This is a genomic window from Streptomyces arenae, from assembly GCF_022343545.1.
Classification (GTDB): Bacteria; Actinomycetota; Actinomycetes; order Streptomycetales; family Streptomycetaceae; genus Streptomyces; species Streptomyces humi.
This window is the reverse complement of the sequence record NZ_JAKQYH010000006.1, coordinates 252502-265595: the sequence shown is the minus strand read 5'-3', so window position 1 is coordinate 265595 and position 13094 is coordinate 252502. Positions and strand designations below refer to the sequence as shown.

Genomic DNA, 13094 nt, shown 5'->3' with positions numbered 1-13094 from the left:
GCCGGGCGGCTCGGCGGGGGCACCGGCGGCTTGCGGGCCGGGCGGCTCGGCGGGGGCACCGGCGGCTTGCGCGGACGGGCCGGCGGGTGGCGGGCGCCGTCGCGGTGGCCGCGCTGGTCGCCGCCCGGCTGACGGCGGGTCCGGCCGCGCCGGCCGCGGCGACGGCTCCGCCGCCCACCCCGGTGGCCGTCACCTCGTCCACTGCCCCGCCGAGCCCCAGCCCGAGCAGCAGTCCCAGTCCCGGCAAGTCCCCTTCACCGTCGGCGAAGGCGTCGGTGAAGCCGAGCCCCACGAAGCAGTCCGCGGCGCCCGTGCAGGTCGCGTCCGGTGCGAAGAAGGGTGTCGGGGTGTGGACGTTCAACGGGGTGAGTCAGGCGCTCGCCGCGAGCGGGGCGAGCTGGTACTACACGTGGAACACCCAGCACCAGGGCGTGACGACACCGGGGTCGGCGTCGTTCGTGCCGATGATCTGGGGCGCCGCGTCCGTCACCGACGCGGCGCTGGCGCAGGCCCGAGCCGCCGGGCCGTACCTGCTGGCCTTCAACGAACCCGACTTCGCGCAGCAGTCGAACATGTCGGTCGACCAGGCGCTCCAGCTGTGGCCGAAGCTGATGGCGGCCGGGAAGATCCTGGGCAGTCCCGCGGTCGCGACGGGCGCGGCGACGCCCGGCGGCTGGCTGGACCGGTTCATGGCCGGGGCGTCGGAGAAGGGGTACCGGGTCGACTTCGTCACGCTGCACTGGTACGGCGGTGACTTCCGCACCCCGCAGGCGGTCGAGCAGCTGAAGTCGTACCTGACGTCGGTGTACGTGCGCTACCACAAGCCGATCTGGCTGACCGAGTACGCGCTGATCGACTTCTCGCAGGGGACGCGGTTCCCGTCCGCCGCTCAGCAGGCGGCGTTCGTCACGGCGTCCACGAAGATGCTGGACAGCCTGCCCTACGTGCACCGATACGCGTGGTTCGGGCTGGGCGCGGACCCGTCGAAGCCGAGCAGCGGGCTGTTCACGGACGGTACGACGGCCACGGCGGCGGGCCGGGCCTTCCAGGCGGCGCGCTGAGCCGAGGGGGCCGGTGCGGCGGCGCTGCCGGCACCGGCCCCCTCGGGCTATGGGCTGACGCCCCAGGTGACGCGGTAGCCGCACTCCCCGGAGCAGGTGAAGACGCTGGTCGCGTCGTCGTTGACGTACGAGTAGGCGTTGGGGTCGGCCGCCTTGAAGACCGCGGCGGAGTTCACCGGCCAGGAGGAGGGTACGCACTGGGGGCGGGCGGCGTAGGCGCCGGTGCAGCAGGTCTGGTCGGTGTTGAACACCAGGCAGGCGCTCAGGCAGGCGACGACTTGGCCGCCCCGGACGCGTCGCAGTTTCTTCGGGCAGGTCGCGATGGTGTCCTTGACGCAGCCGGCGGAGGTGCAGCCGCGGGCGTCGACCTTGTCCTTGGACGTGCCGCCGTAACTGTTGATCCACATCGGCAGGTTGTAGCCCTCGACCTGGCTGACGTCGTAGAAGTCCATGCCGTTCCAGGCGTTCAGGTTGAACTCGGCGAGGGTGGAGGGGAACTCGCCCCAGGTCGAGCCGCACTGGAAGTGGCCGCAGCCGCCGCTGAGGCAGGTGCCGTCGCCGTGGGCGTCGAAGGAGCAGCCGGTGCGGGCCCAGAGCCGGACGTCCCAGTGGTCGGGGATGGCGAAACTGAGGCTCTGTCCGGGGCGCAGCACCCAGCCCGTCGCCTCGACGGGGTGATGGGGGTCGGCGGCGATGGCGGGCCAGATGGTCTCGTGGAGGCGGTTGACCAGGGTGATGGTGCGTTTGCCGACGGGGCCGGTGGCGGGTGCCGGCTGTTTCGCGGTGCGCGAGGGGGTGGCCTTGGTGGGGGCCGAGGTGCGGGGTTTCGTGTGCGGGGGCGCCGAGCGGGACGGCGACGGTTTCGGGGAGGGGCTGGTGAGGGGAGTGGTGGCCGTCGTGCGGGGAGTGGCGGCGGTGGTGTGGGGGGTGGCGGCGGTGGTGCGGTGCTGCGATGCCGGGCCCGACTGCATACGGGCCAGGACCACGCCGGTCACCAGGGCGAGGCAGGTGAAGACCACGGCGGCGGTGGCGGCGAGGCCGGAGTAGCGGGTGCGGTGGCGGGTGCGCTGGCGGCGGTGGTGCATGTCACGGGGCTCCTGTCCGTTCCCACGGGGGTGGGCTGTCGTGGGGGAGACCCGGGCGGGTGCGGCGGGATAACGGAAACGGGGGGTGTGGCGGTTGTGCCATGGCTGCCGGCCGGTGGGGGCTGGTCGCGCAGTTCCCCGCGCCCCTGACGGGGCGCTTCCCCCCGGGGGAATAGGTGGCGGTGGGGTCTGGTTCTGTGGGTATAGTTGAATCGTAAACAACCTGGAGGGTGAGCGAGCATGCAGTTCGGGATCTTCACGGTCGGCGACGTCACGCCGGACCCCACCACGGGGCGCACTCCGACCGAGCGGGAGCGCATCAAGGCGATGGTCGCGATCGCGCTGAAGGCCGAGGAGGTCGGGCTCGACGTCTTCGCGACCGGTGAGCACCACAACCCGCCGTTCGTGCCGTCGTCCCCGACGACCATGCTCGGCTACATCGCCGCGCGGACGGAGAAGCTGGTCCTCTCCACCTCCACCACCCTCATCACCACGAACGACCCGGTGAAGATCGCCGAGGACTTCGCGATGCTCCAGCACCTGGCCGACGGCCGGGTGGACCTGATGATGGGCCGCGGCAACACCGGTCCGGTCTACCCCTGGTTCGGGCAGGACATCCGGCAGGGCATCAACCTCGCCATCGAGAACTACGCCCTGCTGCGCCGGCTGTGGCGCGAGGACGTGGTGGACTGGGAGGGCAAGTTCCGCAGCCCGCTGCAGGGCTTCACCTCCACCCCGCGCCCGCTGGACGGCGTCGCGCCGTTCGTCTGGCACGGCTCCATCCGCTCGCCCGAGATAGCCGAGCAGGCCGCCTACTACGGCGACGGCTTCTTCCACAACAACATCTTCTGGCCCGCCGACCACACCAAGCGCATGGTCGAGCTGTACCGGGCCCGGTACGCCCACTACGGGCACGGCACGCCGGAGCAGGCGATCGTCGGCCTCGGCGGCCAGGTGTTCATGCGGAAGAACTCGCAGGACGCGATACGCGAGTTCCGGCCGTACTTCGACAACGCGCCGGTCTACGGCCACGGGCCCTCCCTGGAGGACTTCACCGACCAGACCCCGCTGACCGTCGGCACGCCCGAGCAGGTCATCGAGAAGACGCTGGCGTTCCGCGAGTACGCCGGTGACTACCAGCGCCAGCTGTTCCTCGTCGACCACGCGGGGCTGCCGCTGAAGACGGTCCTGGAGCAGCTCGACATGCTGGGCGAGGAGGTCGTGCCGGTGCTGCGCGAGGAGTTCGCGAAGGGCCGCCCGGCGGACGTCCCCGAGGCGCCCACCCACGCCTCGCTGGTCGCGGCGGCCGCCGCCACCGCGGAGAAGGAGGAGGTCCAGGCATGAAGCTCGTCGTCGTCTCGGCGGGGCTGAGCGTGCCGTCGTCCACCCGGCTGCTGGCCGACCGGCTGGCCGCCGCGGTGGGCCGCACCCCGGCCGGTGCCGGGGTGGAGGTGGAGGTCGTGGAACTGCGCGACCTCGCGGTGGAGATCGCGCACAACTTCACCAACGGGTTCCCGGGGCGGAAGCTGGCCGCCGCCCTGGACGCGGTGACGCGGGCCGACGGCGTGATCGCCGTGACCCCGGTGTTCACCGCGTCGTACAGCGGGCTGTTCAAGTCGTTCTTCGACGTGCTCGACAAGGAGGCGCTGGTCGGGAAGCCGGTGCTGATCGCGGCGACCGGGGGCACGGCCCGGCACTCGCTGGTCCTTGAGCACGCGCTGCGGCCGCTGTTCGCCTACCTGCGGGCCGTGGTCGTACCGACGGGCGTGTACGCGGCGTCGGAGGACTGGGGCGCGCAGGGCCTGGAGGACCGCGTCGAGCGGGCGGCGGGGGAGCTGGCGGCGCTGATGTCGGGCCTGTCGGGGACCAAGCCCCGGAAGTCCGACGGCGACGACCTCCAGGTGATCCCGTTCGCTGAACAGCTGGCGCGGCTGAGCGCCCCGTAAGGGGCGCGGGGAACGGCGCGCTCGACCCCCACCGGGGCGGCAGCCGAACTACGACCGGACTTCGGGCCCAGCCCCCACCGGGCGGCAGCCGAACCACGACCGGACCACACGTCCAGCCCCCACCGGCCGGCAGCCGAGATGCGACCGGACCGCGTGCCCGGCCTCCCCACTCGGCGGCAGCCGGAGTCCGGCGCGCCCGGTTGCCTCTGTGACGGTGAGAGGCAGGTAAAAAGGGTGATCGTAGGCCCGCTCACCCCGGCCGAACCCCCGGCGCCTTGGCAGACTGGGCACGTGCCCCAGACTGTGCTGCTCGCCGAAGACGACCGCGCCATCCGCCACGCCCTGGAGCGTGCCCTCAGCCTGGAGGGTTACGAGGTGACCGCGGTCGCGGACGGCGTGGAAGCCTTGGCGCACGCCCATCGCACCCACCCCGACGTCCTCGTCCTCGACGTGATGATGCCCGGCATCGACGGCCTCCAGGTCTGCCGGGTGCTGCGCGCCGAGGGCGACCGCACCCCGATCCTCATGCTCACCGCGCTGGTCGAGACCGCCGACCGGATCGCCGGCCTGGACGCCGGCGCCGACGACTACGTGGTCAAGCCCTTCGACGTCGAGGAGGTCTTCGCCCGGCTGCGCGCACTGCTGCGCCGCACCTCCCCGGTCCCGGCCGGTGGCGGCGGCACCGGTGGCGGCGCCACGGTCGGCGCCGACCCGGGCCGCGAGCCGCAGATCTCCGACCGGCAGGTGGAGGCGGCCGGCCTGCGGATGGACCTCCAGGCCCGCCGGGCCTGGCGCGGCCGGCGCGAGCTGGAGCTGACCCGCACCGAGTTCGAACTCCTCGAACTGCTCGCGCGCAACGCGGGGATCGTCCTCGACCACTCCACGATCTACGACCGAATCTGGGGCTACGACTTCGGCCCCGGTTCCAAGAACCTCGCCGTCTACGTCGGCTACCTGCGCCGCAAGCTGGACGAGCCCGGTGCCCCGCAGCTGATCCACACCGTGCGGGGCGTGGGTTACGTGCTGCGGGAGGACTGAGTGGGCCGCCTCGGGCGGCCGGAGCGGATCGGACGGGCGCTGGCGCGGCGTCGGCCCAAGCTCGTCTCCCTGCGCACCACCTTCGTCGTCTCCTTCGCGGCGGTCACCGCGGCCGTCACGATCGTCGTCGGCATCCTGTCGTACAACGCTGCCGCCCGGCTGGTCCGCGTCGACCAGCAGTCGGTGTTCACCCAGGTCGTCTCCGACGTGCAGGACGAGGTCAAGCAGCACCGGATGATGCCGGACGACTTCTCCTCCTCCCGGCCGGGGCACGACCTGGTCCGGCCGGCGCGCACCGACGTCCAGGTGCTCGGCACGCGGGGCGAGATCGTCGACCACGGCAGCCCGGTGCTGCCGGTGACCCCCGCGGACCGGGCGGCCGCCACCGCCAGGGCCGCCGGGAAGACGGTCGAGCACAAGGACGTCCGGGTCGGCGAGGACCTGTTCCGGATCGCCACCGTGGCCCTCGGCGACGGACGGGGCGCCGTGCAGGTGGCGCAGGAGTTCAGCGACACCGAGGACCTGCTGCGGGCCCTCCAGCAGCGCACCCTGGCGCTGATGGCGGCGGTCGTGGTGGCCGCCGGGCTGTTCGGCTGGTGGCTGGCCCGCCGGATCACCCGCCGTCTGGTGATCCTCACCTCGGCCGCGGAGGACGTGGCCCGCACCCGGCAGCTCGGCATCCAGGTGCCGGTGACCGGACTGGACGAGGTGGGCCGCCTCGGCCGCGCCTTCGACCGGATGCTGGGCCGCCTCGCCCAGTCGGAGGAGGACCAGCGGCGGCTGGTCCAGGACGCCGGGCACGAGCTCCGTACGCCCCTCACCTCCCTGCGTACGAACATCTCGCTGCTCCGCCGTATCGACGAACTCCCGCCCGCCACCCGTGACGAACTCGTCGCCGACCTCGGGCAGGAGGCACGCGAGCTGACCGACCTGGTCAACGAACTGGTCGACCTCGCGGCCGGGCAGTCGGACAACGAGCCGCCGCAGCACGTGGACCTCGCCGACATCGCGGAGGACGTCGCGGGGCTGGCCCGCCGCCGTACCGGCCGCGAGATCCGGGTCCGCTTCAGCGGCGACACCACCACCGACGGCCGCCCCGGCATGCTGCAACGCGCCCTGTCCAACCTGGTGGAGAACGCGGCCAAGTTCGACCGGGGCGGCAAGGAGCCCATCGAGATCAACGTCACCGGCCCCGCCCGGCCCGGCGCGGTCCGCGTGGAGGTCCTGGACCGCGGTCCCGGCATCGCGGCGGGCGACCTGATCCGCATCTTCGACCGCTTCTACCGCGCCGCGGACGCCCGCTCGCTCCCCGGTTCGGGCCTCGGCCTCTCCATCGTCCGCGAGGTCGCCATGGCCCACGGCGGCGCCCCCTTCGCCTTCCGCCGCGAGGGCGGCGGCGCGGTGATCGGCTTCACGGTGGGCGGGGGGATCGCGGGGGGCGGCACGACCCGGCCGACCCGGCCGTGAACCGGACGCCCCCCGGGCCTGTCATGAGCCCCAGGGGACCGTGAGGAAGCCCTCCGCTCGGGCGCTTGCCAGGCCGATTCTCGGGATGTCGCTGCTGCGGGCGAAGAGGAGGTAGCGGGGTTCCCAGATCGGGCGGTACTTCGCGTTCGCGCGGTACAGGGACTCGATCTGCCACCAGCGGGAGAAGAACGTGAGGGTGGCGTGCCACAGGCGCAGGACCGGGCCGGCGCCCAGGCGGGAGCCGCGTTCGAAGACCGAGCGGAACATCGCGAAGTTCAGGGAGACCCGGTCGACCTTCAACTCGGCCGCGCGGAGCAGGAGCTCCACCACCATGAACTCCATCAGGCCGTTCTCGGAGCCGCGGTCGCGGCGCATCAGGTCCAGGGAGAGGCCGTGCTCGCCCCAGGGGACGAAGCTGAGGAGGGCGCGGGGGGTGCCGTCCGCGTCCCGGCACTCCAGCATCACGCAGCGGCCGTCCGCCGGGTCGCCCAGGCGGCCGAGGGCCATGGAGAAGCCGCGTTCGGTGGCGCCGTCGCGCCAGTGGTCGGCCCGGTCGATGAGCAGCGCGAGCTCGTCCGCGGGGATGTCCTCGTGGCGGCGGATGCGGACCGTGTAGCCGGCCCGGCGGACCCGGTTGTGGGCCTGGCGGACCACCCGCATCGCCCGGCCCTCGAGGGTGAAGTCGGCGATGTCGACGATCGCCTCGTCGCCCAGTTCCAGGGCGTCCAGGCCATGGCGGGCGTAGACCGTGCCCGCCTCCTCGCTCGCGCCCATGACGGCGGGCGTCCACGCGTGCCGGCGGGCCTCCGTCAGCCAGGCGTCGATCGCGCCGGGCCAGGCCTCCGGGTCGCCGATGGGATCGCCGGAGGCGAGGCTGACGCCCCCGACGACGCGGTAGGTGACCGCCGCCTTGCCGGTCGGGGAGAAGATCGCCGCCTTGTCCCGGCGCAGCGCGAAGTAGCCGAGGGAGTCCCGGGCGCCCTGCTTGTCCAGCAGGGCGCGCAGCCGGTCCTCGTCCTCCGCGCTGAGCAGCCGGCGGCCGCGCGGTGAGCGGAAACCCGCGTACAGGACCAGGCAGAAGGCGGCCGCGAGCAGGATGTTGATGATGATGTCGGTCCAGCGGGGGGCGTGGACCGCGGTCACGTGGTCGGCGAGCGGGCCGACGCTGACGCCCCGCAGCAGCGTGTACGCGATCTCGTCGGGGAGGGTGGCGCCGGGGAGCTTGTTCGTCGCGTGCACGAGGAGGGTGCCGAGGCCGCCCGTGACGAGCACCCCGCCCGCGCCCACCGCCAGCGCGGTCTTCGGGTTCGACGGGTCGCCGACCGCGTTGAACTCCCGGCGGCTGACCAGCAGCGCGGCCACGAAGAGGCCGGTGACGGCGGCGGATACCCAGTTGAAGACGTGGGCGCGGTACTCGTGCTGGGTGAGCGCGAGGACGTAGAGGGCGAAGAGGGGGGTGGACAGGACCAGGTTGACCACCCAGGCCGCCCGCTTGCGGCGGCGCATCACCAGCACGAAGAAGATGGCGAGCGCCGCCGAGACCAGGCCCGCGGTGGCCAGGTACGGTGTGAAGAACTGGCCGGAGTGGTGCGCGTGCTGCTGGTGCAGGTGCAGGGTGATACGGCCGTTGTTGTGCTCGTCGACCTCCTGGCGGAACGGCAGCGACAGCACCGCCGCTATGTTCAGTACGGCGATCACGCGCAGGTACCAGACCGTGAAGTCGGCGGCCCGCCTGCGCAGCGCACCCCCGGATCCTGTCTCTGGGGTACGGCGGGCGTCGGACGCGCGCGAGGGCATCAGTGCCGACAGCTGTGGAGGCATGGGTGACCGGTCGCCTTGGGGACGGGGAACGGGATGACGGAGGGCTGACCCTACAGTCTGTAGGTTAGCTGTGGGAGACGGGGGAACCGCCTGCCACGGTAGGGAAAACGGTGTGAAACGGCGAGGGGTCCCTTACCGGTGCTCCCCGGGGTCACCGGTGCTCCCGTTCGGCCCGCCGCCGGGCGGCCAGCACCCAGGCCAGGTTGCCGATCGCCGCCCCGGCCGCCACCGCCGCCACGATCACCCCGCCGGTCGCCAGCCCGTCGCTGAACAGGTGCGGGCGCCGGTCGAGACTGTGCAGGCCGAAGCCCGACAGCTCGTACACGCCCACCGCGGCGATCAGCAGGCTCGCGACCAGCACCGTCACCGTGGGGGCGAGTGCGCGCCGTGCCTCCTGCGTGTCCGAGCCGTGCATGAGTACCCCCGATGAGCTGACGGGCCGCCGTGACCGATGGGGAACCTACAATACGTAGGGTCCGCGCCGTCTCGGGACGTGCGTATCCGTACCAGCCCGGACATCGGGGACATCGCCCCTGCCGCCCGGCCGGTGTCCCCCGGCGCCGGCGTGCCCCGCACGGGTGACACCCCGGGGTACGGCGGGGTGACGCTCCGAGTGCACGGGGTGACGACGGTACGGGTGGACCGGCCGGCGCCGGGGCTCAGCCGAAGCGGCCCGCCACGTAGTCCGCCGTCCGCTGGTCCTGGGGGGAGCCGAAGACCGCGTCCGTGGCGCCGTGTTCCACGATGCCGCCCGGGGTGCCCTGCTCGGCCAGGAAGAACGCGCACTGCTGGGAGACGCGGGCGGCCTGCTGCATGTTGTGGGTGACGATCACGATCGTCACCTGGCCCGCCAGGTCCTGGATGGTCTCCTCCACGCGCCGGGTGGAGGTGGGGTCGAGGGCCGAGCACGGTTCGTCCATCAGCAGCACCCGGGGGCGGACCGCGAGGGCCCGCGCGATGCACAGGCGCTGCTGCTGGCCGCCGGACAGGGCACCGCCGGGCTGGCGGAGCCGGTCGCGGACCTCCTTCCACAGGCCCGCGCGGGTCAGGGACTCCTCGACCAGCACGTCCTTCTCCCGGCGGTTCGCCTTGGTGCCGGTCAGCCGCAGACCCGCCACCACGTTGTCGTAGATCGACATCGCCGGGAACGGGTTCGGCTTCTGGAAGACCATGCCGATCCTGCGGCGCGCGTCGGTCAGCCGCCAGGAGGCGTCGTAGATGTCCTCGCCCTCGAAGAGCACCTCGCCGCCGAACTGCGCCGAGGGGATCAGCTCGTGCATCCGGTTCAGGGTGCGCAGGAACGTCGACTTGCCGCAGCCGGACGGCCCGATCAGGGCGGTCACCTCGCCCGCGGGCATGGTCAGCGAGACCTGGCTGAGCACCTGGTGCGAGCCGAACCAGGCGGAGACGGCCCGGGCTTCGAGGGCGGCGGGGGCGGGGCCCTCCACCACGGCGGGCAGCACGGCGGTGTCGGTCATCTCAACTGTCTCGACTGTCTCGGTCATCTCAAGTCCCTCGGTCACAGCAGATTCGGCAGCAGTTCGGTGGTGCGCGTCGCGACCTGGAGGCCGAGCACCGCGACGACCGGGGCGAAGACGATCCACGTCTGGTGGCGGCCCCAGCGGTGCCAGGTCCAGACGGCGGCGACCGCGGCGAGCAGCAGCGCCTGGAGCCACATCACCAGCGGCCACGGCACCCCGGAGGGGCGGGCCAGCGGCTCCTCGGAGCTCGGCAGGGTGCCGGCCCGGATCACGGGCGACGGGGTCTGGAACGGCGCGGAGACCAGGTCGGCGTCGACGCGCAGGACGCCCGAGGGCATGAACTTCGGGCCGGTCGCCGTGATGAGGACGATCCGGCTCCTGCCGGAGGCGAGCGCCGCCGGCGCCGGGTCCCCGGCCCGCCGTACGTCGACGACCTGGAACTTCGCCTTGCCCTGGCCGGTGGTGACGGTGAACGTGTCACCGGTGGCGAGCCGCGACAGGCCGCCGAACGGGCCGCCGTACGCGGCCGCCCGGCCCATCACCACGCTGGTGCCGGCCTGGCCGGGCATCGGGGTGTCCCGGCGGTGCCCGGGACCGTCCGTCATGACGGAGGAGTCGGTGCCCTCCAGGACGACCTGGCTCAGGCCCAGCTCCGGTATCTCGACGAGCGCGACCGGGGTGCCCGGTGCCAGCAGCCTGCCGTCCTGCCCGGTCTGCGCCACCGGCGCGGTGCCGAGGGCGAGTTGCTCGCGCAGCTGGTCGAAGCCGGCGTGCTGGGCCGAGTGTTCCTGGGCGCCGCTGACCACCAGCAGCTGAACGGTGATGCCGAGCAGCAGGGCGGCGAGGCTGAGCAGTCCGCCGCGCGAGAGGTGGCGGACGAAGGTGAGACTGCCGACGGGCCTGCGCGGCACGGCCGGAGCCAGAGCTTTCGGTGTCGGTACGGCGACCGTCACGGCGGCCCGCCTCCTTCAGAGGTGCGTGCGGGGCCGCCGGGAGCCGTACGAGGCTCCCGGCGGGCCCGTCAACCGGTCAGGTGGACTTGATGGTGACGTTGGCGCCGGACTTCGCGCTCACGGTCGAGGAGCCGACGTAGAACGCGTGCACGATGTGCTTGCCCTTGGCCAGCTTCGGCAGCGTGATGGTCACCTGGGTGCCGCTCAGGGTGCCGGTGGCCAGCACCTTGGAGCCCTCGTAGATCCGGACGGTGCCGGTCGGGGTGGTGCCGGTGGCGGTGACCTTGACGGTGACCTTGCCCTTGGCGGTGTGGCTCACCGAGCTGGGCGCCGAGATGCCGACGAGCGGCACGGCCTTGGTGATCTTCAGGGAGACGGTGGTGGACGACGCGTTCAGCTTGGAGGTGCCCGCGTAGGACACCGACAGGGAGTGCGTGGCGACCTTGAGGTGGTTCGACAGGCTGACGGTGACCTTGCCGGACGCGTCCAGGGTGCCGGTGCCGAGGACCGTGGTGCCGTCCTTGACGGTGACCTTGCCGGTCGGCTTGACACCGTGCGAGCCGGTGACGGTGACGGCGACCTTGGGGGTCTTGCCGTAGGCGGTGGTGGCGGTGGTGGCCTTGGTGGTGCTGGCGTACTTGACCGCACCCTTCCAGGTGGCGTCCGCGCCGGCGCCGACGATGTTGTAACCGGTGACCGTGGCGGTGTAGGTGCCGTTGGCGAGACCCGTGAAGGAGTACGACGTGGTGGTGGCCGTGACGTCCTTGGTGGCGACGACCCCGCCGTCCGCGTCGGTCAGCGTCACCCGGTAGTCGGACAGCGGCAGCGGGGTGGCGGCGGGGGCGGTCCAGGACAGCTTCAGGCTCGCGTCGCCCACGGTGGCCTTCAGGGCGGGCGCGGCCGGCAGCGTGACGGCGGAGGAGGCGCCCTCCAGGCCGCCCTGCTGGGCGTGCTTGGCCTGAAGGTTGACGGAGCCGTTGTACGGCTCGTTGACGAAGCCGAACGCGGAGATGACCTTCTCGGCGCTGTCCGACGCCAGCTCGGCGGTGTGGCTGCCGCTGGTGACGAAGATGTCGTACAGGTCCTTGTCGAAGAAGACGCTGGTCGGGTCGATGGCCCGGCTCGGCACGACGTTGTACACGTCCCGGCCGAACGTCGAGTTCTCGTAGTACGCCTGGACCGGGGCCAGCTTGCCGTTCACCGTGGTGACCGGGCTGGTGGCACCCGTGTCGTTGGGCAGGGTGATGGAGGCCAGGTGACCGCCGGCGGCGGCCGCGGCCTTGCTGTAGTCGGGGGAGACGCCGTTGTTCTGGGCGATCCAGGAGCCCACGGAGAACGGGACGAGCGCGCCGTCCTCGGTGAGCGCCGCGTTGGCCTGGTTCTCCTGGACGACCTGGACGTTCGCCCCGAGCGGCGTGGTGGACATGCCGATCGCCGCGAGGAAGAACTTGCGGGTGCCCGAGCCGTCCTGCGGGATCTTCGGGTGCAGGGTCTGGCCGTTCAGCTCGGTGAGCGAGCCGGAGTAGATCTCGAACAGCTGCTGCTTGGTCAGCGTGTCCAGGGCCGAGCCCTTGACCGCGACACCGATCGCGTCCCGGGCCATCGGAACGTAGGTGAGCGCGGTGCCGGCGGTGGACGGGCCGCCGGAGGAGCGGGCGAAGTCGACCTGGCCCTTGATGGCGGTGCCGGTGCCGGCCGGGAACTTGTCTCCGGTCAGCGACGCGCTCAGGGCCTTCTGGCCGTTGCCCGAGCCGTTCGGGCGGGTGAACGCGGGACCGCCGGAACGGGTGGTGATGGTCGACGAGGTGGAGCCGGTGCCGGGCTCGATCGCGTCGTACGAGGCGAGGCCGGCGCCGTTCGCCGACTTCACGGCGGTCGTCGCGTAGCTGGTGCCGTTGACGGTGTCGCCGGCCAGGGCGTTGAGCACGTCCTGGGTGGTGTCCGAGCCCACGCCGACCAGCTGGCGGAAGGTGCCGGCGGGAGTGGGGTCGGCGAGCGCCGGGGTGGCGAGGGCCAGACCGCCGGCCACCACGGCCGCGGCGACGAACGCCGCCGAGGAGCGCATTCTGCGCATCGAGAGTCTCCTGACAAGTGCTAGCTGGGTGTCGCCAGAGGGATCTGGCAGGGTGGTGCGCACCGTCCGCCCCGACTGCCTTTCGGGGCGGACGGCCGTCTGTGGGGAGCACTTGGCTCCGGGGGGCTTTCAAACGCCCCTGAGGGAACGCGCCCCGTCAGGGGCGCG

At 72.5% G+C, this 13094-nt stretch carries 11 protein-coding genes; 5 read left to right on the top strand and 6 right to left on the bottom strand.

From position 1 onward, the window contains the following. Positions 1-1061, top strand: a 1061-nt coding sequence (locus MB828_RS04050; RefSeq protein ID WP_301646942.1) for a glycoside hydrolase family protein, incomplete at its 5' end; no start/stop codon positions are given. Between the two features lie 47 nt (positions 1062-1108). Here MB828_RS04050 and MB828_RS04045 read toward each other — a convergent pair. After that, the gene (locus MB828_RS04045; protein WP_301646941.1) at positions 1109-2146 is read right to left on the bottom strand and encodes a thaumatin family protein; all 1038 of its coding nucleotides are present in this window, start codon (positions 2144-2146) and stop codon (positions 1109-1111) included. Between the two features lie 240 nt (positions 2147-2386). Between MB828_RS04045 and MB828_RS04040 the strand changes: the two genes are divergently transcribed. The 4 genes from MB828_RS04040 (at position 2387) to MB828_RS04025 (ending at position 6597) form a co-directional block, all read left to right on the top strand. Then, positions 2387-3490: an LLM class flavin-dependent oxidoreductase gene (locus MB828_RS04040; protein WP_301646940.1), complete on the top strand. Its 1104-nt coding sequence runs from the start codon at positions 2387-2389 to the stop codon at positions 3488-3490. After that, the gene (locus tag MB828_RS04035; protein WP_301646939.1) at positions 3487-4092 is read left to right on the top strand and encodes an FMN reductase; all 606 of its coding nucleotides are present in this window, start codon (positions 3487-3489) and stop codon (positions 4090-4092) included. The genes MB828_RS04040 and MB828_RS04035 overlap by 4 nt, the downstream gene beginning before the upstream one ends. Before the next feature lie 303 nt (positions 4093-4395). Next, positions 4396-5130 carry a response regulator transcription factor gene (locus MB828_RS04030; protein WP_046734136.1) on the top strand — a complete coding sequence of 245 codons (735 nt, stop codon included), beginning with the start codon at positions 4396-4398 and terminating at the stop codon, positions 5128-5130. Next, the gene (locus MB828_RS04025) at positions 5131-6597 is read left to right on the top strand and encodes a sensor histidine kinase (RefSeq protein WP_301646938.1); all 1467 of its coding nucleotides are present in this window, start codon (positions 5131-5133) and stop codon (positions 6595-6597) included. 21 nt (positions 6598-6618) lie between these two features. Here MB828_RS04025 and MB828_RS04020 read toward each other — a convergent pair whose 3' ends face one another. The 5 genes from MB828_RS04020 to MB828_RS04000 form a co-directional block, all read right to left on the bottom strand. Further along, entirely contained in the window at positions 6619-8394 is a 1776-nt protein-coding gene (locus MB828_RS04020) for a phosphatidylglycerol lysyltransferase domain-containing protein (protein ID WP_430381325.1), read from the bottom strand. A 175-nt stretch (positions 8395-8569) separates the two neighbouring features. Beyond that, a complete protein-coding gene (locus MB828_RS04015) occupies positions 8570-8833 on the bottom strand; it encodes a hypothetical protein (RefSeq protein WP_133027567.1) in 264 nt (87 codons plus the stop codon). A gap of 244 nt (positions 8834-9077) precedes the next feature. Continuing rightward, a complete protein-coding gene (gene pstB, locus MB828_RS04010) occupies positions 9078-9896 on the bottom strand; it encodes a phosphate ABC transporter ATP-binding protein PstB (RefSeq protein WP_430381324.1) in 819 nt (272 codons plus the stop codon). A 41-nt stretch (positions 9897-9937) separates the two neighbouring features. Then, on the bottom strand, positions 9938-10852 hold the full coding sequence (locus MB828_RS04005; RefSeq protein ID WP_301646936.1) for a sortase: 915 nt from the start codon (positions 10850-10852) through the stop codon (positions 9938-9940). A gap of 76 nt (positions 10853-10928) precedes the next feature. Then, complete coding sequence (locus MB828_RS04000; protein WP_301646935.1) at positions 10929-12926, bottom strand: Ig-like domain repeat protein; 1998 nt, start codon at positions 12924-12926, stop codon at positions 10929-10931. Positions 12927-13094 lie beyond the last annotated feature (168 nt).

Excerpts from the sequence above, each read along its gene's own strand:
- MB828_RS04045 (WP_301646941.1), bottom strand. The coding sequence starts at position 2,146 with ATGCACCACCGCCGCCAGCGCACCCGCCACCGCACCCGCTACTCCGGC.
- MB828_RS04040 (WP_301646940.1), top strand. The coding sequence starts at position 2,387 with ATGCAGTTCGGGATCTTCACGGTCGGCGACGTCACGCCGGACCCCACC.
- MB828_RS04035 (WP_301646939.1), top strand. The coding sequence starts at position 3,487 with ATGAAGCTCGTCGTCGTCTCGGCGGGGCTGAGCGTGCCGTCGTCCACC.
- MB828_RS04020 (WP_430381325.1), bottom strand. The coding sequence starts at position 8,394 with ATGCCCTCGCGCGCGTCCGACGCCCGCCGTACCCCAGAGACAGGATCC.
- MB828_RS04015 (WP_133027567.1), bottom strand. The coding sequence starts at position 8,833 with ATGCACGGCTCGGACACGCAGGAGGCACGGCGCGCACTCGCCCCCACG.
- pstB (WP_430381324.1), bottom strand. The coding sequence starts at position 9,896 with ATGACCGACACCGCCGTGCTGCCCGCCGTGGTGGAGGGCCCCGCCCCC.
- MB828_RS04000 (WP_301646935.1), bottom strand. The coding sequence starts at position 12,926 with ATGCGCAGAATGCGCTCCTCGGCGGCGTTCGTCGCCGCGGCCGTGGTG.